Origin of the sequence: Nonomuraea sp. NPDC049504 (assembly GCF_040676845.1) — a bacterium.
Classification (GTDB): domain Bacteria; phylum Actinomycetota; class Actinomycetes; order Streptosporangiales; family Streptosporangiaceae; genus Nonomuraea; species Nonomuraea salmonea.
Genome location: NZ_JBFAPT010000003.1, coordinates 422,183 through 444,225 on the forward strand (window position 1 = coordinate 422,183; position 22,043 = coordinate 444,225).

Genomic DNA, 22,043 nt, shown 5'->3' on the forward strand with positions numbered 1-22,043 from the left:
GACGTGAGGGAAGGTCAGCCGGCGTACTCGGGGTAGCCGTAGCCGACGACCTGCGACTTCGGCCGGACCCGCTCTTCGACCTTGCCGTTGCCGGTGTTGCCTTCGATGGTGGAGATGGTGCCGTCGTGGTTGTCCTTGACGACGAAGCCCACGTGCTGGATGTCGCTCAGGGACTTGCCGCCCTTCCAGGAGAAGAACACCACGGCACCCGGCTTGGCCTCGTGGCCGAAGCGCTGGTTGGCGGCGAACCACTTGGCGTGGGCGACGGTCCAGGCGTCCCAGCCGACCTGCGGGCGGGCGCCGGTCTGCTCGCCGACCCAGGAGACGAACATCGAGCACCAGGCGGCGTTCAGGTAGGCGGCGCGGCTGCCGCCGTCACGGGCGACGGTTTCGGCGGCACGCTGGGAGTTGGCGTACCACTGCTGGAACTTGGTCCCGCCGCCGCTGGCGTTCTCGGAGACGCCCACCTGCGCCCTGGCGACGGCCAGGACCTGGTCGGCGGTGGCGGTGATCTTGGTTTCGTCACGCTCGGCCGCCTTGTGGGCGGCGAGCGCGGTGGCCGGGTGCTTCGCGGCGGTGGCCGCGGCGACGGCGGTGGAGGTGTCGGCGTGGGCCGCGGCGGGGACGCCGAAGGCCGAGGCCAGGACGCCGGCGCCGAGGACGGCGCGGGCGATGGTGCTCTTCGAGACAGCGGTAAGACGATGCTTGGCCATCGAGGGGGTTACTCCTTGCTTCCATGCCGCTTACCGGGTTAGCTGACGGGTTCGGGCGTGGAAGCTGCCCTACGGCACCGAAGTGCCGATTCACCCCAAAGGACATGGGTCCCCGGTTCCGCGCGTGGCGGATTCAGCGGTCACAGGACGATCCTGTGATGTGTCGTGCGATGGTCTGACATAGCCGGACAAACCGGACGTATGCCTCAAGATGTCCCATAAGGTAATACATGAGGCAAGAGGATTACAAATCCATAAAAGTAAAGTCAGCCGAGCTGACTGCGCGCCTCGGCCAGAAGCCCCATCATGGCAAGGGATTCGTCAAGCGGCATGATCGAGGATTCGGTCCTGCCTTCGGCCGCGGCGGCGCGGACTTCGCGGAGCTCTCCGGCGTAACCGTTGTCGGCCGGGTCGAGCACGTGCTCTTCCGGCTCCATCGCCGGCCCGGAGAGGACGATCCGCTGCGGTGCCCAGAACGGTGCCTGGATGTCCGCCCGCATCTGCGTACCTACAACACTGGCCCCGTTCGGGTAATTCCCGAGCAATGAGGTGGCCACGAGAGCGTGCCGCCCGCCGGGGTAACGCAAGACGCCGGCCGCCTCCGCGTCAACGCCGTTCGGGGCCAGGGAGCCGGTGACGTGCAGGCCGGTGGGCATGCCCAGGATGAGCTGGGCCAGCCCGAACGGGTAGATCCCGAGGTCGAGCAGCGCGCCGCCGCCCAGCTCCGGAGCCCACAGGCGGTGCGCCGGGTCGTACGGATGGGCGAAGCCGAAGCTCGCCTGGACCGACCGGATCTCCCCGAAGCGGGGATCTTCCTTGATGCGCCTGATGAGCGGGTTGAACCGCATCCACATGGCCTCCATCAGGAAGACCCCGGCCTCACGGGCCAGCCGCACCATCTTCTCCGCGTCGTCCACGGTCGCGGCCAGCGGCTTCTCGCACAGCACCGCCTTGCCCGCCGCGATGGCGGCGGCGGCGACCTGCAGGTGCTGGGCGTGCGGGGTGGCGACGTAGATCGCGTCCACCGCCGGGTCGGCGCACAGCTCCTCATAGGACCCGTACGCCGACTCGGCGCCCAAATCCGACGCCAGGGTCTGCGCCCTGGCCAGATTCCTGCTTCCCACGGCGGCCACCCGCATGCCGGGCTCCGCCACGATCGCCGCACCCACGGTACGGGCGATGCCGCCGGTGGCGGCTATTCCCCAAGTGAAATCTCGCACGCCGGCGATCGTATACGGAAGGCAAATATGGGCTTATGTCGGTGGTGCCGGAAATATCAGGAATGTCGTTTTGTCACATCCGTCACTCGAACGAGTCGGGGTCGGGCCCGAGCCGCTGCCCCCGGCTGAGCGCCCCGATGGCCGCCAGGTCCTCGGCGTCCAGGATGAAGTCGAAGACGTCGATGTTCTCGGCGATCCGCGCCGGCGTCACCGACTTCGGGATCACCACGTTCCCGAGCTGCAGGTGCCAGCGCAGCACGATCTGCGCCGGCGTCTTGCAGTGCTTGTCGGCCAGCACCCGCAGCGCCGGGTCGTCGAGCAGCCCCCTGCCCTGCCCCAGCGGGCTCCACGCCTCGGTGAGGATGCCGTTGGCCTCGTGGAACTCGCGCATCTGCCGCTGCTGGAAGTAGGGGTGGAGCTCGATCTGGTTGATGGCGGGGACGATGTCGGCCTCGTCCATGAGCCTGGTGAGCGTCTCGACGGTGAAGTTCGAGACGCCGATGGCCTTGGCCCGGCCGTCCCGGTAGATCTTCTCCATGGCCCTCCACGCCTGCAGGTACTTGTCCTGCCCCGGCATCGGCCAGTGGATGAGATAGAGGTCGACGTAGTCGAGGCCGAGCCGGGCCAGCGACTCGTCGAAGGCGGCCTCGGCGCGGGCGTGCTCGCCGTTGGCCAGCTTGGTCGTGACGAACACCTTCTCCCTCGGCAGCCCGCTGTTGCGCACCGCGCGGCCCACGCCCTCCTCGTTGCCGTAGGCGGCGGCCGTGTCGATGTGCCGGTAGCCGGCCTTGAACGCGGTCGTGACCGCCTGCTCGGCCTCCTCGGCAGGTACCTGCCAGACGCCATAACCGAGCTGCGGGATCTGCACGCCGTCCGTGTTGAGCATGAGCGAGTTCATACCCTCCATTGTTCACGCCGCGTTCCTGGCGGCTTAAGCCGGGCGGGCTAGCTTGAAGCGGTCGTGAACGGCCCATCACCCGGGAGGGCAGGAGTGGTCGAACAGGCGTCGGCCTGGGTGGAGTCACCGCTCCAGATGCTGTGCGCCGTCGAGGCCCACCAAGCCGGGCTCCTCGGCCCGGCCACGGCCGTCGTGCCGCGCGCCGGCCTGCGCCCGCTCAAGGCCACCCGGCGCGAGCTGCGCTCGATGGCGCTGCCCGGCGGGCTGGAGCTGGCCGAGCCGCGTGAGCGCATGCCGCGCCGCGCGCTGGCGGTGGGCGACGCCTTCTCGGGACGGGTGCAGCTGCGCTGGCTGCTGTCCAGGCCGGGACGCGTCGTCGTGGTGGACGACGGGCTGGCCACGCTGCGGCTGCTCGAACTGCTGGCCGCCGGGCCGTACCGGCCGCTGCTGCGGGCCCGCGCCGAGGGGGGACGGCTGCGTGCCGTGCTCGGCCTGGCCGCCGCGCTGCGGCTGCGGCTGAGCGAGGTGTCGGTCTTCACCGCCCTGCCCGTGGACGACCGGCTCGCCGAAGCCGTACGGGAAGCCGGCGTGCAGCTCGTCCGCCACGACTTCGCCTGGCTGCGCGCGCAGCCGCCCAGCTCCGAGGGCCCCGCCGAGCGTACGGTCGTGCTCGGCACCTCGCTCGTCCGCAACGGCCTCGTCCGCCGCGACCACTACCTGCGCTGGCTGACCGACCTGGCCGCGCGCGAGCCGCTCGCCTACTACCCGCACCGCCGCGAGGACCCCGTGGACGTCGCGCTGATCCGGGAGCGTCCCGGCATCACCGTCCACGACGGCGGCGTGCCGGCCGAGCTGACGCTGCGCGGCCTCGACGCGGGCCAGCGCGTGCTCAGCCTGCCCTCGACCGCGATCACGTCGCTGCGCGTGCTGCTCGGCCCGCGCGGCGTCGCCGTCGAGCCCGTGGACGTACCCGATGACTGGTGGACCAGCAGGGCGGCGCCCGCCCTGCGCTCGCATTTGACAGGAGTTCCCGGGTGAGAGTGCTGGCCGTCGCCGACTCCGACTCGTATCTGAAATGGGCGGCCTGCCTGCTCGACGACCTGCCTCCCGGCTGCGTGACCGACCTGGTCGTGGTGCGCACGCCGATCGCGCCCTCGCCCGAGCAGATCGCCGCCGCCGTGGGGGAGCGGGCCGTGCCGCCGGTGCCGCCGGTGCTGTCGGCGCGGTCGCTGCGGCGGCTGGCCGAGCGCACCGGGCCCGACGCGATCCTGGTGGCCTGTACGGGCCCGGTGGTGGACGTGCTGGTCGCCGAGGTGCTCGACGGCCTGCGGCCCCGGCCCGTCTTCGTCTCCGGGCTGCCCGGCATCTCCGTGCCCGCCACGGAGAAGGCGTGGACGTTCCGCAGCGGCTGCGACCTGTTCGTCGTGCACAGCGAGCGCGAGGTGGCCGAGTTCACCGCGATCGCCGGCCGGCTCGGCGGCGGTGGCGCGGTGGGCCTGGCCAGGCTGCCGTTCCTGCGGCCCCAGCGGGGCGCCGGCGGCGGCGACCGGGTGGTGTTCGCCACCCAGGCCAAGGTGCCGCGCGAGCGGCGGCAGCGCGAGCGGATCCTGCTGTCGCTGGCCGCGCTTTCGGCCGACCGGCCTGACCTGGAGGTCGTGGTCAAGCTGCGCGCCCTCGACGGCGAGCGGCAGACGCACAACGAGCGGCTGCCGTACCAGCGGTTGTGGCGCGAGATGGGGGAGCCGGGGCGGCTGACGTTCGCGGCCGGGTCGATGCGGGAGCAGCTGGAGCGGGCGGCCGGGTTCGTCACGGTCAGCTCGACGGCGGCGCTGGAGGCCATCGCGATGGGGGTGCCGTCGCTGGTGCTGCGCGACTTCGGGGTCAGCGCCGAGATGATCAACCTGGTGTTCGAGGGCAGCGACCTGCTGGGCACGCTGGACGAGCTGGCCGAAGGCGGCTTCCGTACGGCCTCGCCCGCCTGGTGCGCCGCCAACTACTTCCACCCCGCCGAGCGCGACGACTGGGCCGGGCGGCTGGCCGCTCTCGTGGAGGCGGGGCCAGACACGCCCGCGCGGTCGCTGCTCGACGGGCCCGAGCACGCGGCGGCGCGGCGCAGGGCGAGGCTCCGCGTGGAGGTGCCGCCCAAGATGCTGCGGGTGGGGTACCGCGCCAAGCGCCGCGTGCGCCGCTACCTCAGAGCGCTGACCTGATCTTCCTGCGGATGCGGGTGAGCGTGCCTGGCCGGGCCGCCGCGGGGGGCGGTTCGGCCAGGCCGAGGGCCTCCAGGCGGCGGCGCTTGAAGTAGCGCGGGTCGAGCGCGACGCCCTCGGGCCGCAGCCCGGGGTAGGCGTCGGCCTGCATGCAGTAGCCCACCGCGCGCACCAGCGCCGGCAGGTCCGTCTCCGGCGGCTGCTCGACGCCGCCGTCCGCCGACAGGCGCGGCAGCAGCGCGTCCACGATGGTGGCGGGCACGCGGTTGCTGTTCTCGTACGGGGTCAGCCGCTCCAGGACCAGCTCCGTGCCGTACGAGGCCACCGGCAGCCCGTAGTAGCGCCACGCGGTCACCAGGGCCGTGGAGAAGCAGCCCACGACCAGCTCGGGCCGCAGCGCCGCGAAGCACGCCTCGGCCGGCACGCCCTCCCCGGCCACCTCCAGCCGCACGCCCGCCGGTCCCGCGGCGGCCCGCAGCAGCTGAGCGTGCCGGCGCCCGGCGGCCGGGTGCGGCTTGAAGACGACGGAGGTGTGGCCGCGGGCGGCCAGCGCCTTCAGCATCGTCTCGTGCAGCGCGGCCTCCTCCTCGGGCGTGACGATCTCCAGCGCCGACAGGTACTGGCCGAGGACGACCGCCCGGCCTGCCGGCGGGGGCGGGGTGGCGGCGGCGACCTCGTCCACGATCGCGAGGAAACGCTCGGCGGGCAGGGTCTCGGGGGCGACGCCGTACTCGCTGAGCAGCAGCGGCGTCAGGCCCGGCACCAGGTCGAGGTGGAGCAGCCGGGTGACGCGGCGGAAGATCTCGGCGGGCAGCGGGTCGCGGGTGGGGCCGTAGCTCATCAGCCCGTCGGAGTAGACGGTGATCGGGCAGTCGCGCACCAGCCCGGCGATCGTCCGCGCGGGCGGCACCGCGATCGACTCCAGCACCAGCTCCGTCACGCCGTCCAGGCCCCAGTGGGCGCGGATGAGGCGCTCCAGCATCGGCACCTCGATGACGCGGGCCCGCCAGTCCGACGGGTGCAGCGGCGCGATCAGCTCGTTCCACGAGCGCACCTCGTCGAAGCGGGAGCGCAAGGCGGCGAAGCCGGGCGTCTCGTCCAGCGGCGTCGCCACCTCGGGCACGGCCGCGTTCGTGGAGACGATCAGCAGCCTGCGGCCGTCGCCGAAGCGGCCGTCGTCGATGGCCGCCGCCAGCGACATGGCGCCGAACAGCGTCGAGGCGTAGAAGACCCGCACGTCACAGCTCCTCGTGGTCGCGGCGGACCCGGAAACGCGTCCCGGGCGCCAGATCGGGCAGCAGGGCCCGCAGGACGGCCTCGCGCTCGGCCGGCATGCCCGCCAGCGCCTCGGACACCTGCTCCTGCGGCAGCGTGCGCAGCATGTCCCTGCCGCGCTCCTCGAAGCGGGCGCGCAGCTCGGGCGTGAACCGGTCGCCGATGTTCAGGTGGTGGGCCAGCAGCGCGCAGAAGTTGCGCACCGCCTTGGGCAGGAACTCCGGCTCCAGGTCCTTCAGCACCAGCTCGAAGGCGTCGAAGAAGTGCAGCTGGCGCTCGTCGCCCACCTGCGTGAGCGAGCCCGGCACCAGGCGCCGGTAGAACAGGCCGGCCAGCGGCACCACCGCGAACGAGGCGGCCTCGCGGTGCAGCCGCCAGATCCACGGCCGGTCCTCCGCGGTGTGCAGCGAGCCGGGGAAGTGCAGCAGGTCGCCCAGCGAGCGCCGGTAGACGCCCGCCCAGGCGTACGGGTAGTCGACCATCGTGCGCACCCCCGCGGGCAGGATCGCCTCGCGGGGGTCGAGCACCGCGCCCCGCCGCGCCAGCGGGGCGCGGTGCACGACCCGCTTGCGGCCCTCCGCCTGCACGTGATCGGTGCGGACGAAGTCGCAGCCGAGCCCGTCGATCGCGGCGACGAGCCGGGCCAGGTGGCCGGGGGCCAGCCAGTCGTCGCCGTCCATGAACGTGACGTACCGGCCGGTCGCCGCAGCCAGGCCCGCGTTCCGCGCGTCCGCGAGGCCCAGCGGCTCCGGGTTGCGCAGCACGGTCAGGCCCGGCAGGTCGTCGGCGAAGCCGGCGACGACGTCCGCCGTGGCGTCCACGGAGCCGTCGTCCACGACGATGAACTCGAAGCCGGGTGCGGCGTTGCGGCACAGGGAGGTGAGCGCGTCGGCGATGAAGCGCTCACCGTCCCGCACCGGCACGACGACCGAGAGCGTGATCAAAGCGGCTGGTCTCCTGCTGGGGGGTGGGAGGGGGTGGCCGTCGGTTCGGGGTCTGGGACGGCACCCGTCTGGGACGGCACCCGTCTGGGACGGCACCCGTCTGGGACGGCACCCGTCTGGGACGGCACCCGTCTGGGACGGCACCCGTGTCGGACGGCATCCGTCTCGGACGGGTGCCGGGTCAGACGGTTACGCGGCGCAGGCGGGCCTTGGGGGCCTCCTCGCCGGGGAAGACGCGCTTGACGCCGTCGCCCATGGCCTGCTCGATGATGCGAATGTCGCGGACCAGGTGCTCCAGCCCGGCCGGCTCCAGTGAGGCGGCGTGGTCGGAGCCCCACATCGTCCGGTCGAGCGTGATGTGCCGCTCCACGCAGACCGCGCCCAGCGTGACCGCCGCCAGCGAGATCTGCAGGCCGCGCTCGTGCCCCGAGTAGCCGACCGGCACGCCGTACCGCTCCTTGAGCGTGGTGATCGTGCGCAGGTTCGCCTCCTCGGGCGGCAGCGGGTACGTGGACGTCGCGTGCATCATGATCAGCTTCTCGGTGCCGAGGATCTCCACGGCCGCGTCGATCTCCGCCAGCGTGGACATGCCGGTCGACAGGATGACCGGCTTGCCGGTGGCCGCGAGCGCCCGCAGCAGCTCGTGGTCGGCCACGCCGGCCGAGGCCACCTTGTGCACCAGGACGTCCATCTCCTCCAGGAACTCCACCGACGGCACGTCCCACGGCGAGGCGAACCAGTGCAGCCCCCGCTCAGCGCAGTGCTTCGCGATCTGCGCGTACTCGTCGCGCCCGAACTCGGTGCGCTCCTTGTACTCCAGGTACGTCATCTCGCCCCACGGCGTCTGCCGGATCTGCCCCTTCTGCTCCTCGGGCACGCAGATCGCCGGGGTGCGCTTCTGGAACTTGACCGCCTGGCACCCGGCGTCCGCGGCCACGTCGATGAGTCGCCTGGCCAGGTCGAGGTCGCCGTTGTGGTTGATGCCGATCTCGCCGATCACGTACACCGGCTCGCCGTCGCCGACCAGCACGTCCCCGATCGCGACGGGCCCGAAGTGCGGCCTGACGCGCGCCTCGGCGGCGGGCGGCTCAGGCCGGGCGGCCACCACCCTGTCGCACAGCTCGCGCACCGCGCCCGACCCGCCGGGCCTGGTCAGCACGACGCGGGCGGCGGCGCGCACCCTCGGGTGCGCGTCGGGGGTGGCGATCGGCCAGCCGACCTCCGCCATCGGGCCGAGGTCGTTGACGTCGTTGCCGACGTACGCCACCCGCGCCGGGTCGAGGCCCTCGATGCTCAGCCAGTCGCGCAGCACCGTGCGCTTGTCGGCCAGGCCCTGCAGCACCGGCACGCCCAGCTTGCGGGCGCGGGCGGCCACGACCGGGTTCTGTTCGGTGGACATGACCAGCACCTTCACCCCCGACCGCTTCAGCAGCGAGACGCCCATCCCGTCGGAGCGGCTGACCAGCACCATCTCGCGGCCGTCGGAGTCGACGTAGGCACGGTCGTCGGTGTGCACGCCGTCGAAGTCGGTGATGACGCAGTCCACGTCGATCGGCTCGGGCCGGTCGATGAACGGCGCGAGCGCGCGTACCAGCTCCAGGTCCTCGGGGTCGTCGACCTCGATGGCGTGCCGGGCCGGCACCGGCTGCACGGCGACCGTGCCGAAGAAGCGGTGGCCGTGCTCGCGCAGACCGGCGGTGCGCATGACGTAGAAGGCGCCGTTCTCGCGGAACTGCGGCTCGCGGTCCTGCCGCCGTGGCCGTACGGCCGGGTCGTGGTTGACGCCGGAGCCCGCGGCCGTCCACAGGAACTCGTGCGTGGGCAGCCCGGACACGACCGAGTCGGCCTCGCCGTCCAGCACCCTGCGCACCGCCGCCGACAGGTCGGCGGGGTCGATGAACGCGCTCGTGCACTGCACGAGCACCACCACCTCGGGCTCGGCGCCGAGCGCGTCGAGCGCGTGCAGCACCGCCGACTCGCTGGAGGCGGTGGCGCCGCTCAGCTCGGCGGGCCGCTCCACCACGACCGCCCCCGCCTGGCGGGCGGTCTCGGCGATCCCCTCGTGGTCGGTGCTCACCACCACCTGGTCGATCGACTCGGCGCGCAGGCAGGCCCGCACCGCCCTGGTGACCAGCGGAACGCCCCCGACCAGGGCGAGGTTCTTCAGGGGTACGCCCGCCGAACCTCCGCGGGCGGGAACTACGGCCAGGACTCGCAAGGTGACTCCTCAGTGCATCGGATTGCACCCAGAAGCTAGAAGGCCGGATTGAACGGGCGGCGTCACCGTCCTGAACTCTGCGTGGGGATCCGGTAGAGCAACTCTGGCCTGCCCACGCCGCCGTACTGCGGGACGCGGGCCGCCACGCCCAGCTCCACCAGGTATTCGAGGTAGCGCCGCGCGGTCACCCTGGACACCCCGATCGCGTCCGCCACGGCCTGCGCGCCCACCCCGCCCGCCTGGGCGCGCAGCTGCGTGACGACCGCGTCGAGGGTGTCCTGCGCCATGCCCTTGGGCAGCTCGGCGGACGATCCGCGCAGCGTGCCCAGCACCCGGTCCACGTCGCCCTGCCCGACCGCCAGCCCGGCCTCCTCCTTGAAGCGGGCGTAGCGGGTCAGCTTCTCGGCGAGCGCGGCGAACGTGAACGGCTTGAGCAGGTATTGGACGATGCCGAGCGACACCGCCGAGCGGACCATGGTGAGGTCGCGCGCGGACGTCACCGCGATCACGTCGCACAGCAGGCCGCCCGCCCGCACCGCCCGGCACACCTCGAGGCCGTGCATGTCGGGCAGGTAGAGGTCGAGCAGGATCAGATCGACGGGCCTGCGGCGCAGGAAGCGCAATGCCTCGCCGCCCGACCTGACCACCCCGGCCACCTCGAAGCCGGGCACCCGCTCGACGTAGATGCGGTTGGCCTCGGCGGTGATCTCCTCGTCCTCGACCACGAGCACGGAGATGAGCCCGGATTCCGGCGTCGTCACGGCACCGGCTCCCGCCTCGGCGCCGGCAGCCGTACGGTGAAGACCGAGCCGGCCACGTCGATCGTGCCGCCGAGGCGCCGCACCGCCTGGCCCACCAGCGCCAGGCCGAGCCCGTGGCCGTCGCCCTTGGTGGTCCAGCCCTTCTCGAACGCGGCCCGGCCGGTCAGCCCTGGACCGTCGTCGGCCACCCTGATCAGTACGCCCCGCTCGTCGCCGCTGAGATGCACCTCCACCCGGCTCGCCGCGTCCACGGCGTTGTCGATGAGGTTGCCGACGATCGTGACCAGGTCGCGCGGGTCCAAGCCCAGGTCGTCCAGCTCGCTGTCCGCGCTGATCACCAGCTCGGCGCCGCGCTCGGCCGCCTCGGCGCTCTTGCCCAGCAGCAGCGCCGCCAGCACGGGCTCGCGCACCGCGCCCACCACCCGGTCGGTCAGCTCCTGCGCGGCCCGCAGCTCGGCCGTGCCCAGCGCCACCGCCTGCTCGGTGCGGCCCAGCTCCACCAGCGTGATCACGGTGTGCAGCCGGTTGGCCGCCTCGTGCGCGGCCGAGCGCAGCGAGTCGGCGAAGCCGCGCTCGGCGTCGAGCTGGCCGGTCAGCGCCTGCAGCTCGGTGTGGTCGCGTACGGTGACGACCGTGCCGAGCCTGCTGGCCGCGCTGTTGACCGCGAGCACCCGGTCACCGGCCAGGTGCACGCGCTCCTCGTCGTCCGTCAGCAGCTCCGCCAGGCCCAGCTCGGCGACGTGCCGCCCCTCGGCGTCGGCGGGCAGCCCCAGCAGCTGCCTGGCCGCGTCGTTGCACAGCGTCAGCGTGCCGTCCCTGCCGACCAGCAGCAGGCCCTCCCTGACCGCGTGGAGCACGGCGTCGTGGTGCTCGTGGATGCGGCCCAGCTCGACCGGGCCGAGCCCGTGCGTCTGGCGGCGCAACCGCGCGGTCACCAGCCACGTGCCCGCCGCGCCCAGCCCGAGCGCGAGCGCGACGATGAGGCCGCCCCAGGCGAGCTGGTCGCGCAGCCTGGCGTCGATGCGGTCGATGGTGATGCCGGCGCTGACCAGGGCCCGCACCCGCCCGCCGGCCGTCACCGGCGTCACCGCCCGCTTCGAGGGGCCCAGCGTGCCGGTGTAGGTCTCGGTGAACGTCTCGCCGCGCAGCGCGGGCTCGATGTGGCCGAGGAAGCGCCCGCCGATCTCCGCCGGGTTGGGATGGGTGTAGCGGGTGCCGTCGGGGCGCATGATCGTGATGAAGTCGACGCCCGTCGCCGTGCGGACGCGCTCGGCGTACGGCTGCAGCCGCGCCGTCGGGTCGCGCTCGTCGAGCGCGGCCAGCACGTCGGGCGAGGCCGCCACGCTCATCGCCACCGCCTTCGCCGTGCTGCCCGCCTCATCGGTGAGCAGCCGGTGGGCCTGCACCAGCGCGAGCGTCGCGCCGCCCGCCGCCGTGACGGTCACCACGAGCAGCTGCAGCACCAGCATCTGCCCGGCCAGGCTCCAGCGCCGCATGTCCCACCCTCCCCGTGAACGAAACTTACGCAATGGTGACCTGCATCACTTGTGCAGCGCATAGTCGCACGGACAGAAGCTCGTTCCAAAACCGCCGGAGAGCCCCCCTATGCGCGATCGCACCCGTTATCTCTACCTGGCCGTCATCGTGGCGGTCCTGCTCGGGATCCTCGTCGGCTTCATCTGGCCCGACCTCGCCGTCCAGCTGAAACCCATCGGCACGGGGTTCGTCTCGCTCATCCAGATGGTGATCGGGCCCGTCATCTTCTGCACGATCGTGCTGGGCATCGGCTCGGTACGCCAGGCCGCCCAGGTCGGCAAGGTCGGCGGGCTCGCGCTCGGCTACTTCATCGCCATGTCCACGGTCGCGCTGATCATCGGCCTGGCCGTCGGCAACGTCATCGACCCCGGCTCCGGCCTGCAGCTCACCGACGCGGCCAGGGAGCGGGCCGAGGCGGAGGCGGCCAAGGGCGCCGACGCGAGCATGGTGGACTTCCTGCTCGGCATCATCCCCAAGACGCTGGTGTCGGCGCTCACCGAGGGCTCGGTGCTCCAGGCGCTGCTGGTGGCGCTGCTCGCCGGGTTCGCGCTGCAGGCCATGGGCCGCAAGGGCGAGCCGATCCTGCGCGGCATCGAGCACTTCCAGCGGCTGGTCTTCCGCATCCTCGCCATGATCATGTGGGCGGCGCCGGTGGGCGCGTTCGGCGCGATCGCGGCCGTCGTCGGCGACACCGGCCTCGAGGCGCTCAAGAGCCTGGCCATCATCATGATCGCCTTCTACGTGACCTGCGCGCTGTTCGTCGGCGTCGTGCTCGGCACGATCCTGTGGCTGGTCGCCAGGATCAACCTGTGGTCGCTGCTGCGCTACCTCGGCAGGGAGTTCCTGCTGATCCTGTCCACCTCGTCGTCGGAGACGGCGCTGCCCCGGCTCATCGCCAAGATGGAGCACCTCGGGGTCAGCAAGACCGTGGCCGGCATCACCGTGCCGACCGGCTACTCCTTCAACCTCGACGGCACCGCGATCTACCTCACCATGGCCACCCTGTTCATCGCCACGGCCACCGGGTCGCCGCTCGGGTTCGGCGAGCAGGTCACGCTGCTGCTGTTCATGATGATCGCGTCCAAGGGCGCGGCGGGCGTCACCGGCGCGGGCCTCGCCACGCTGGCCGGCGGCCTGCAGGCGCACCGGCCCGAGCTGGTGGACGGCGTCGGCCTCATCGTCGGCATCGACCGGTTCATGTCGGAGGCCAGGGCGCTGACGAACTTCGCCGGCAACGCCGTGGCCGCCGTGCTCGTCGGCACGTGGACCGGCGAGTTCGACAGGGAGCGCGCGGGACAGGTGCTGGCCGGGCAGGCCCCGTTCGACGAGGCCACGCTCCTGGACGACGGCGACTCTGACGGGGACGAGCCCCGCGAGCCCGCCAAGGAGCTGACGACCGCCTGACGGCACGCCATCAGCGCCTCCCGCCGTCCGCGCGGCCGGGAGGCGCCGGCGTGACGTCCCCGCCTCGGTCATGCGGACGGGACACGCCGGCGTGACGTCCGCGCCTGCCGGCCCGGTCATGCGGACGGCAGGCGCAACACGAAGCGGGCGCCGCCCGGGCGGTCCTCGACGCAGAGCGTGCCGCCGTGCGCGACGGCCACGTCGCGCGCGATGGCCAGCCCCAGCCCGGCGCCGCCGGTGTCGCGGCTGCGGGCGGTGTCGAGGCGGGTGAAGCGCTCGAAGATGCGCTCGCGGTCGTGCAGGGGGATCTCGATGCCGTCGTTCTCCACGGTCAGCACCACCAGGGCGTGGTGGTTGCAGCCGTTGGCCGTCCTGTCCGGCTCCGCGTGCACCGTGACCAGGACGGTCTGCTCGGCGTAGCGCTGGGCGTTGTCCAGCAGGTTCGTCAGCACCCTGGCGAGCTGCGTCCGCACGCCCTCCACGCACGCGCCCTCCGCCAGGTCCACCTGCACGGGGATCTTGTCGGTGCGGGTGGCCAGCTCCTGCCGTACCAGGCAGGCCAGGTCGAAGCGTTCCTTGACGATGTCCACCCGGGAGCCGATCCTGGCCAGCAGCAGCAGGTCGGTGATGATGGTCTCCAGCCGGTCGGTGTCGCGCAGCGCGCTCTCGACCAGCGCCTCCATGTCGGTGTCGTCCGGGTAGAGCTGGGCGCTCTCCAGCTGGGCGCGCAGCCCGGCGATCGGGGTGCGCAGCTCGTGGGAGGCGTCGGAGGCGAACTGGCGCTGCTGCTCGGCCGAGCGTTCCAGCCGGGCGAGCGTGCCGTTGACGGAGCGGGCGAGCAGGGCCACCTCGTCGTCGCCCGGCGGCTGGGTGACGCGGCGGCTCAGGTCGCCGGCGTGCACGGCGTCCAGCTCGGCGCGCATGGCGCCGACGGGCCGCAGCGCCCGCCCGGTGACCAGCCACGTGGCCCAGCCCGCCAGGGCGATGAGCATGGCGACCTCGATGAACACGACGATCTCCATCGTGTGGGTCTGCAGCACGTCGGGCGAGCTGCGTCCGGCATAGACGATGGGGGAGTCGGGGAACACCGACACCCGCACCGCCGACACGTGGACGCATTTGGTGGGCAGGCACGTCGTGGTGTTGATGACCTGGCCGGCGCCGGTGGGCCTGACGTCATCGAGCAGCGGCAGCGCCCTGGCCCCGTCGCTGGCCCCCAGCAGCCGCCCGTCGGCGCTGACCACCTGGATCAGGTCGACGGACGGGTCGGGCACCGGGATGGCGGCGCCCAGCGGCAGAACACCGCCGCGCATCTCGGAGGCGATGCGCTCGGCGGTGTTCCTCGTGTCGTTGAAGACGCTCGCGTTCACGAGGGTCCTCGCGACCATGATCCCCGCGATGGCCACAGGGATCAGCACGAGGGCGGCTACGGCCGTCGCGATGAGAGTGACACGTCCGCGCAGGGACCTGGCCCACCAGGGTGCCATCCCCCGAGGCTACCGAGCGTGATTGCAGTGTTTTGTCGCTTATATACCGAATAAGGGAAAAGATTAGGCAAGCCTCAGCGCTGCAGCCACACCGTGGTGTCCGGCGGGACGGCGCCGTCGTCCGTCAGGGGGCCGCTGGACAGCAGCACCTCGCCCGCGACGCCGGGGCGCACCGGCTCGTCGCCGGTGTTGAGCACCACGACCAGGCCGGGCTCGCGCTCGATGACCAGCACGTCCTCGGGCGAGTCGAGCCAGGTCAGCGTGCCGCCGCCGAGCGCCGGGTGCTGCCTGCGCAGCCGCAGCGCGGCGCGGTAGAGGTTGAGCGTCGAGGCGGGGTCGTCGTGCTGCGCCTCGGCCGACAGCGCCGCCCACTCGGCCGGGATCGGCAGCCACGGGTTCCGCCAGCCGAGTCCCTCCGACGACGTCCACGGCAGCGGCACCCGGCAGCCGTCGCGGCTCTCGCCGCGCCGCAGGAACGCCGGGTCCTGGCGCAGCTCGTCCGGCAGGTCGAGCACCTCGGGCAGGCCCAGCTCCTCGCCGTTGTAGAGGTAGGCGGAGCCGGGCAGCGCCAGCATGAGCAGGGTGGCCGCGCGGGCGCGGGCAAGCGAGCCGTGCCGGGTGACGTGGCGCGGCTTGTCGTGGTTGGACAGCACCCACGTGGTGGGCGCGCCGACCAGCTCGGCCTCGGCGAGCGACTTCTCGATGACGGAACGGAACGACTTGGCGTGGAAGTCGGCCATCATGAACTCGAAGTTGAACGCCTGGTGCAGCTCGTCGGGCCCGACGTAACGGGCCAGCCGCTCGGGGGAGGACACCCACGCCTCGGCCACCGCCATGCGCCCGCCGGGGTAGGAGTCGAGGATCGGCCGCCACTCGCGGTAGATGTCGTGCACTCCGTCCTGGTCGAAGTACGGCACCTGCTCGTCGCCCAGCATCTCGGCCTGCGGGCCGTCCTTCTTGCCCACGTCGGGCAGGCCGGCGGCCTTGATCATGCCGTGCGCCACGTCGATGCGGAAGCCGTCCACGCCCCGGTCGAGCCAGAAGCGCAGGATGTCGCGGAACTCGGCGCGTACCTCGGGGTTCTCCCAGTTGAGGTCGGGCTGCTCGGGCGCGAACAGGTGGAGGTACCACGAGCCGTCCTCGACCTGCGTCCATGCGGGGCCGCCGAAGATCGACTCCCAGTCGTTGGGCGCGTCGCGGAAGATGTAGCGGTCGCGCAGCCCGGCCTTGAACCAGGGATGCTGGTCGGAGGAGTGGTTGGGGACCAGGTCCACGATGACCCTGATGCCCTTGGCGTGCGCGTCGGCCGTCAGCGCGTCGAAGTCGGCGAGCGTGCCGAACATCGGGTCCACGTCGCGGTAGTCGGCGACGTCGTAGCCGCCGTCGGCCATCGGGGAGGTGTAGAACGGGCTCAGCCAGATGGCGTCCACGCCCAGCTCCGCCAGGTAGTCGAGGCGCTCGCGGACGCCCGCGAGGTCTCCGACGCCGTCACCGTTGGCGTCGGCGAAGCTTCGGGGGTAGACCTGGTACACGACGGCGTCCCGCCACCAGTCGTCGTTGCCGAGCATGTGCGTCCTTCCCGGATGATCCGGATATCGGTGTGGTTCTGGTGAAGGATGTCCGATTCGTAGGACGAGGTCAAGTGCAAGTTTCGGAAACTTGCAGCTCCATCCTGCAACGTCGTGGCCTGGTGTCGGGCAGGTCAGGACCGATGGCGCGGGTGTTGATCAGGTAACGCTCTTGCGCAAGTTCTTCCACTTTTTGCAAAGAGCGGCTAACGTCCCGGAAACGTCGAGCCAATCTCGGCGGCGGTGCAACGACGCATCGCCGTTCCTCCGTGACCTCAGGAGGTCCCCCCATGCGCATCCGGGCTCTGGGTGTGGCAGCTCTCGCGACTCTCGCGTTCGCGGCGACCGCGTGCGGCGGATCGTCGCCGCAGGCCCCCGCCGACGGTACGGCGGCGCCGTCGTCCCCGGCCTCTTCGGCCCCCGCGGGCGCGGGCGGCACGCTCGTGATCTGGGCCGACCCCAGCAGGGTCGAGCCGCTCAAGCCGTTCGCCGAGCAGTTCGGCACCGAGAACGGTGTGACCGTCGAGGTCAAGGAGATCAGCAAGGACAACCAGACGACCTTCCTGACCGCCTCGCAGCAGGGCAGCGGCCCGGACATCATGATCGGCGCGCACGACTGGATCGGCAACCTCGTGCAGAACGGCGCCATCGACCCGGTCACGCTCACCGAGGAGCAGAAGGCCGCCTTCTCCCCGAAGGCGATCCAGGCGGTCACCTTCGACGGGCAGATCTACGGAGCCCCGTACGCGGTGGAGAACATCGCCCTGATCCGCAACACCGACCTCGCCCCCGACGCCCCCGCGACGATCGAGGACATGATCGCCAAGGGCAAGGCGCTGAAGAAGGACGGCAAGGTCAAGGAGGTGCTCTGCCTGCCGGTCGGCCAGAAGGGCGACGCCTTCCACGTCTACCCGATCTTCGCCTCGGGCGGCGGCGCGCTGTTCGGCACGACCGCCTCCGGCGACCCCGACCCCAAGCAGGTGCTGCTCGGCTCGGAGGGCTCGGTCAAGGCGTTCGGCAAGCTGAAGGACCTCGGTGAGAAGGGCGAGGGCGCGCTGCGCACGTCCCTGACCAACGAGAACTACATCCCGACCTTCGCCTCGGGCAAGTGCGCCTTCCTCGTCTCCGGCCCGTGGGCCATCAGCGAGATCAAGAAGGGCGGCGTCACCTACGACATCAGCGCCGTCCCGCCGTTCGAGGGCGGGCAGCCGGCCACCCCGTTCGTGGGCGTGCAGAGCTTCTTCGTCGCCTCGAAGGGCAAGAGCAAGGCGCTGGCGCAGGAGTTCGTCGCCAACTACGTGACCAGCAAGGACGTCGCCAAGGCGCTGTACGAGGCCGACCCCAGGCCCCCGGCGCTGACCGCCGCCCTGGAGGAGGTCCAGGCGAGCGATCCCGACGCCGCCAAGTTCATGGAGGCCGGCAAGGACGGCCTGCCGATGCCCGCCATCCCCGCGATGGCCGCGATCTGGGAGCCGTTCGGCATCGCCGAGACGGCCGTGGTCAAGGGCGGCGACGCGGCCAAGGCCGCCGCGTCGGCGCAGAAGGCCATCGACGGCGCGCTCAAGAACTGACCGCTCATGCCTTCGCACGTGCGCGCGGCGGCACGGCCGCGCGGGGAGCGGAGCACGGCGTTCGTGGTGAGCAGGATCGCGGTGCTGGCCGTGGCCGGCGCGATCCTGCTCTACGCCGTGCCGCCGCTGGTGGCCGCCGGGTCGTGGGTGTCACTGACGCTGCTCGGCGCCGCCACCGCGGTCATCGCCTGCCTCTATCTGACCCGGCGCTTCATCCCGGCCAAATACCTCATCCCCGGTACCGTCTTCCTCCTCGCCTTCCAGGTGTTCCCCGTGCTCTACACGGTGACCACGGCGTTCACGAACTTCGGTGACGGGCACCGCGGCGACAAGGCCGCCGCCATCGAGGCCGTCCAGACCGGCTCGGTCCGTCAGGCGCCCGGCTCGCCGGAGTACACGCTCACCGTCGCCCTGCGCGGCGAGGAGCTGGTGTTCCTGCTCGTGGACCCGGACACCAAGCAGGTCTCGCTGGGCACGCGGGCCGGCGTGGAACCGCTGGCCGGCGCGCGGCTCGGCGTGACCGGCAAGGTGCTCGCCGCGCCGGGGCTCACCGTGCTCAAGGCGCCCGAGGCCGCCGCGCGCGGGCCCGAGATCACGGCGCTGGCCGTGCCCACCGGTGACGGCCTCATCAAGGCGAACGGGCTCAGCCGCGCCGTCGAGGGCAAGGCCGCCCTGGTGTACGACGCCGCCTGCGACTGCGTACGCGGCGACGGCGGCCCCTGGACGGCCGACGAGTCGCAGGGCTACTTCGTCAACGCCGAGGGCGAGCACCTGGCCCAGGGCTGGCAGGTCAACGTCGGCCTGGACAACTTCCTGCGGGTGCTCACCAACCCCACCATCTCCGGCTATTTCGCCGGCGTGCTGGGCTGGAACCTCGCCTTCGCGCTCGCCTCGGTGCTCGGCACGTTCGCGCTCGGCATATCGGTCGCCCTGGCCCTGCACCACCCGCGCATGCGCGGCACCAAGATCTACCGGATCGTGCTGATCCTGCCGTACGCGATGCCCGCCTTCGCGATGCTGATGGTCTGGCGCGACATGTTCAACCGCGACTTCGGCCTGATCAACCAGCTGCTCGGGGCCGAGATCGACTGGCTGGGCCAGACGGGGACCGCCCGGCTCGGCGTCGTGCTGGTCAACCTGTGGCTCGGCTTCCCGTACATGTTCCTCGTCACCACCGGCGCGCTGCAGGCCATCCCGCGCGAGCTGACCGAGGCCGCCGCCATCGACGGCGCCACCCCGTGGAAGGCGTTCCGCCGGGTCACGCTGCCGCTGCTGCTCGTCGCGCTCACGCCGCTGCTGATCTCGTCGTTCGCCTTCAACTTCAACAACTTCAACGTCATCGCCCTGACCACCGACGGCGGGCCGTTCCCCGCGGAGAACCCGCAGGTCGGCGGCACCGACCTGCTCATCACCTACACCTTCAGGCTGGCGTTCGGGCCGAGCGGCGCGCAGTTCGGCTTCGCGGCGGCGATCTCGGTGTTCATCTTCGCCATCGTGGCCGTCATCTCGGCCGTGGCCTTCCGGCGTACCCGCAAGCAGGAGGAGGTCTACGCGTGAAGCTCGCCCTGCGGCACGTCTTCGTGCTGGCCGTGTGCGTGTTCGCGGTGTTCCCGATCCTGTTCGTGATCTCGGCCGCGATCAACCCGCTGGGCACGCTGGCCTCGACCGAGCTGTTCCCCACCGGGGCAAGCCTGGACAACTTCGGCGACCTGCTGACCTCCGACGCCTATCCCTTCAAGCGCTGGTTCTTCAACTCGGTGTTCATCGCGCTCGCCTCGTCGTTCGCCGGCCTGGTGCTGTCGATGATGGCCGCGTACGCCTTCAGCCGCATGCGCTTCGCCGGCCGCAGGACCGGGCTGCTGGCGCTGCTGCTCATCCAGATGTTCCCGCAGTTCCTGGCCATCGTGACGATCTTCATGATCTTCACGAGCGTGACCGAGCTGTACCCGGCCCTCGGCTTCGACACCGTGTGGGGCCTGCTGCTGCTCTACCTCGGCGGCGCGCTCGGCGTGAACACCTGGCTGATGAAGGGCTTCCTCGACACCGTCCCCAAGGAGCTGGACGAGGCCGCCACCATGGACGGCGCCACCCACGCCCAGATCTTCTGGCGCATCATCATGCCGCTGGTCACGCCGATCCTCGCGGTCACCGCGCTGCTGGCGTTCATCGGCACGATGAGCGAGTTCCTGATGGCGAGCGTGTTCCTGCGCGATCCGGAGAGCAAGACGCTCGCGGTCGGCATGTACGGCATGATCGCGGGGGATCACCGGAACACGAACTTCGGCATGTTCGCCGCGGCCACGCTGATCACCGCCGTGCCCACGGTCGGCGTGTTCCTGTGGTTGCAGAAGTACATCGTCTCCGGCCTGACCGCCGGCGCCGTCAAGGGATAGATGAGCACAGTGCGTCACCTCGGGGAGCCTCACCACGACGGGTCCGCCCTCTACGTCTCCGACCAGCGACCCGAGCTCGGCGCGCGGGTCACGCTCTGGCTGCGCGCGCCGGTGGCCGCCGGGGTCGCCGGCGTGCACGTCCGCGCCGTGCACGACGGCGAGCCCCGCTACGCCGAGGCCCGCGTGGACCCCGCGCGCCGGGGCGCCGGCGGCTACGGCCGCGGCGACGTGTGGTGGCGGGCCGAGATCACCGCGGTCAACCCGGTCACCCCGTACCGCTTCCTGCTGCACACCCGTACCGGCCAGAAATGGCTGACCGCGGCCGGGCTCGCCGCGCACGACCTCACCGACGCGGGCGACTTCCGGCTCGTCTGCCACGAGCCGCCGCCGTCGTGGCTGGCCGGCGCGATCGTCTACCAGATCTTCCCCGACCGCTTCGACCGCTCCGGCGCCAGGCCGGAGCCGCCCGGCTGGGCGCTGCCCCGCGACTGGGACCGCGACCCCGTCATCCCCAGCGGCCCCGGCACCTCCACCCAGTTCTACGGCGGCGACCTCGACGGCGTCACCCGGCGTCTCGACCACATCAGCGGACTCGGCGCCGACACCGTCTACCTCACGCCGTTCTTCCCCGCCCGCTCCAACCACCGCTACGACGCCTCGACCTTCGAGCACGTGGACCCGCTGCTCGGTGGCGACGCCGCGCTGCACCGCCTGTCGGGCGCGCTGCACGCGCGCGGCATGCGGCTCATCGGCGACATCACCACCAACCACTGCGGCGACGCCCACGAGTGGTTCACCACGGCCGTCTCCGACGTGCGCGCCCCCGAGCGCGAGATGTTCTACTTCGACCCCGCCACCGGCGACTACGAGTCCTGGTGGGGCGTCAAGACGCTGCCCAAGCTCAACTGGGGCAGCGCACTGGTACGGGAACGGATGACGGCGGTGCTGAAGCGGTGGCTCGGCCCGCTCGACGGCTGGCGGGTCGACGTCGCCAACATGACCGGGCGCCGCGCGGCCGACGACCACCTGCACGAGGTCGCCGCCCTGCTGCGGGCCGAGCTCGGCCCCGGCGCCGCGCTCATCGCCGAGCACAACCACGACGCCTCGCCCGACCTCGACCGCGACGGCTGGCACGGCACCATGAACTACGGCGGCTTCACCCGCCCGGTCTGGGCCTGGCTGCGCGGCCCCGAGACGGATCTCGAGCACTTCCTCGGCGTGCCGGGCGGCATCCCCGAGCGCGACGGCCTGGCCACGCTGGCCACGTTCCGGTCCTTCGCCGCGCACCTGTCGTGGCGCTCGTACGTGCACTCCTGGCAGCTGCTCGACTCCCACGACTCGCCCCGCGTGCGCACGGTCACCGGCTCGCGCGAGCGCCACCTGCTGGCCGCCGGTCTGCAGGCCACGCTGCCGGGCACGCCGATGATCTTCGCGGGCAGCGAGTTCGGCCTGACCGGCGTCAACGGCGAGCACTCCCGCACCCCCATGCCGTGGAACCGCCCCGGCGACCGGGACCAGGCGACGCTGGCCGCCTACCGCGAGCTGTTCGGGCTGCGCAGGGCCGAGCCCGCCCTGCGGCACGGCGGCCTGCGCTGGCTGCACGCCGACGCCGACTGCCTGGTGTTCGCGCGGGAGACGTACGGGGAGTCGATCGTGGTGTGCGTACGGCGGGCGCCGGGCGAGCCGCTCACGTTCGGCGAGCACCTCACCGGCCTCTACCACGCGCCCGACGGCGACGTGATACCGGGTGACGGACCTTCGCTGAGCGTATGGCGAACCAGCGGCTGATCACGCTACGGTGGCCTCTGCTGATTTTCCGTACCTCCCAGCTCGTTAGTGGTGTGC

At 71.9% G+C, this 22,043-nt stretch carries 17 protein-coding genes and 1 riboswitch; of the genes, 7 read left to right on the plus strand and 10 right to left on the minus strand.

Features of this window, described 5'->3' with window-relative positions; genetic code table 11:
* Nucleotides 1–14: 14 nt before the first annotated feature.
* The 3 genes from AB0K28_RS08410 to AB0K28_RS08420 form a co-directional block, all read right to left on the minus strand.
* Nucleotides 15–713 carry a CHAP domain-containing protein gene (locus AB0K28_RS08410; RefSeq protein ID WP_364366675.1) on the minus strand — a complete coding sequence of 233 codons (699 nt, stop codon included), beginning with the start codon at nt 711–713 and terminating at the stop codon, nt 15–17.
* 12 nt (nt 714–725) lie between these two features.
* A riboswitch (cyclic di-AMP (ydaO/yuaA leader) is annotated at nt 726–862 on the minus strand.
* Nucleotides 863–979: 117 nt separating this feature from the next.
* Entirely contained in the window at nt 980–1,933 is a 954-nt protein-coding gene (locus AB0K28_RS08415) for a Gfo/Idh/MocA family oxidoreductase (RefSeq protein ID WP_364366678.1), read from the minus strand.
* 82 nt (nt 1,934–2,015) lie between these two features.
* Nucleotides 2,016–2,831 (minus strand): aldo/keto reductase, encoded by an 816-nt coding sequence (locus AB0K28_RS08420; protein WP_345402199.1) that lies wholly within the window; start codon nt 2,829–2,831, stop codon nt 2,016–2,018.
* A gap of 93 nt (nt 2,832–2,924) precedes the next feature.
* Here AB0K28_RS08420 and AB0K28_RS08425 point away from each other — a divergent pair, with 93 nt between their 5' ends.
* Both AB0K28_RS08425 and AB0K28_RS08430 read left to right on the plus strand, forming a co-directional pair.
* Nucleotides 2,925–3,869, plus strand: a complete 945-nt coding sequence (locus tag AB0K28_RS08425; RefSeq protein WP_364366681.1) for a hypothetical protein — start codon at nt 2,925–2,927, stop codon at nt 3,867–3,869.
* The gene (locus AB0K28_RS08430) at nt 3,866–5,041 is read left to right on the plus strand and encodes a DUF6716 putative glycosyltransferase (protein WP_364366684.1); all 1,176 of its coding nucleotides are present in this window, start codon (nt 3,866–3,868) and stop codon (nt 5,039–5,041) included. The genes AB0K28_RS08425 and AB0K28_RS08430 overlap by 4 nt, the downstream gene beginning before the upstream one ends.
* Here AB0K28_RS08430 and AB0K28_RS08435 read toward each other — a convergent pair.
* The 5 genes from AB0K28_RS08435 to AB0K28_RS08455 all read right to left on the minus strand — a co-directional run bounded on the left by AB0K28_RS08435 (nt 5,025) and on the right by AB0K28_RS08455 (nt 11,735).
* Nucleotides 5,025–6,278 carry a polysialyltransferase family glycosyltransferase gene (locus tag AB0K28_RS08435; RefSeq protein ID WP_345402212.1) on the minus strand — a complete coding sequence of 418 codons (1,254 nt, stop codon included), beginning with the start codon at nt 6,276–6,278 and terminating at the stop codon, nt 5,025–5,027. The genes AB0K28_RS08430 and AB0K28_RS08435 overlap by 17 nt on opposite strands.
* Before the next feature lies 1 nt (nt 6,279).
* Nucleotides 6,280–7,260, minus strand: coding sequence for a glycosyltransferase family 2 protein (locus tag AB0K28_RS08440; protein WP_364366687.1), 981 nt, complete (start codon nt 7,258–7,260; stop codon nt 6,280–6,282).
* Between the two features lie 181 nt (nt 7,261–7,441).
* Entirely contained in the window at nt 7,442–9,478 is a 2,037-nt protein-coding gene (locus tag AB0K28_RS08445) for an N-acetylneuraminate synthase family protein (RefSeq protein WP_364366690.1), read from the minus strand.
* Nucleotides 9,479–9,540: 62 nt separating this feature from the next.
* The gene (locus AB0K28_RS08450) at nt 9,541–10,239 is read right to left on the minus strand and encodes a response regulator (protein ID WP_345402220.1); all 699 of its coding nucleotides are present in this window, start codon (nt 10,237–10,239) and stop codon (nt 9,541–9,543) included.
* A complete protein-coding gene (locus tag AB0K28_RS08455) occupies nt 10,236–11,735 on the minus strand; it encodes a sensor histidine kinase (RefSeq protein WP_364366693.1) in 1,500 nt (499 codons plus the stop codon). The genes AB0K28_RS08450 and AB0K28_RS08455 overlap by 4 nt, the downstream gene beginning before the upstream one ends.
* Before the next feature lie 109 nt (nt 11,736–11,844).
* Between AB0K28_RS08455 and AB0K28_RS08460 the strand changes: the two genes are divergently transcribed.
* On the plus strand, nt 11,845–13,179 hold the full coding sequence (locus AB0K28_RS08460; RefSeq protein ID WP_364366696.1) for a cation:dicarboxylase symporter family transporter: 1,335 nt from the start codon (nt 11,845–11,847) through the stop codon (nt 13,177–13,179).
* A 116-nt stretch (nt 13,180–13,295) separates the two neighbouring features.
* Here AB0K28_RS08460 and AB0K28_RS08465 read toward each other — a convergent pair whose 3' ends face one another.
* Nucleotides 13,296–14,666 (minus strand): HAMP domain-containing sensor histidine kinase, encoded by a 1,371-nt coding sequence (locus AB0K28_RS08465; protein ID WP_364366699.1) that lies wholly within the window; start codon nt 14,664–14,666, stop codon nt 13,296–13,298.
* Between the two features lie 74 nt (nt 14,667–14,740).
* Nucleotides 14,741–16,234 carry a glycoside hydrolase family 13 protein gene (locus AB0K28_RS08470; protein WP_364366702.1) on the minus strand — a complete coding sequence of 498 codons (1,494 nt, stop codon included), beginning with the start codon at nt 16,232–16,234 and terminating at the stop codon, nt 14,741–14,743.
* Nucleotides 16,235–16,524: 290 nt separating this feature from the next.
* On the opposite strand from AB0K28_RS08470, the gene AB0K28_RS08475 reads away from it, so the two are divergent.
* The 4 genes from AB0K28_RS08475 to AB0K28_RS08490 are packed head-to-tail and all read left to right on the plus strand — an operon-like array spanning nt 16,525 to nt 21,986.
* Entirely contained in the window at nt 16,525–17,805 is a 1,281-nt protein-coding gene (locus AB0K28_RS08475) for a maltose ABC transporter substrate-binding protein (RefSeq protein WP_364366705.1), read from the plus strand.
* Between the two features lie 6 nt (nt 17,806–17,811).
* Nucleotides 17,812–19,362: an ABC transporter permease subunit gene (locus AB0K28_RS08480; RefSeq protein ID WP_364366708.1), complete on the plus strand. Its 1,551-nt coding sequence runs from the start codon at nt 17,812–17,814 to the stop codon at nt 19,360–19,362.
* Nucleotides 19,359–20,198, plus strand: a complete 840-nt coding sequence (locus AB0K28_RS08485; protein WP_364366711.1) for a sugar ABC transporter permease — start codon at nt 19,359–19,361, stop codon at nt 20,196–20,198. The genes AB0K28_RS08480 and AB0K28_RS08485 overlap by 4 nt, the downstream gene beginning before the upstream one ends.
* Nucleotides 20,199–21,986: a glycoside hydrolase family 13 protein gene (locus AB0K28_RS08490; RefSeq protein ID WP_364366714.1), complete on the plus strand. Its 1,788-nt coding sequence runs from the start codon at nt 20,199–20,201 to the stop codon at nt 21,984–21,986. It abuts the gene before it with no gap.
* Nucleotides 21,987–22,043 lie beyond the last annotated feature (57 nt).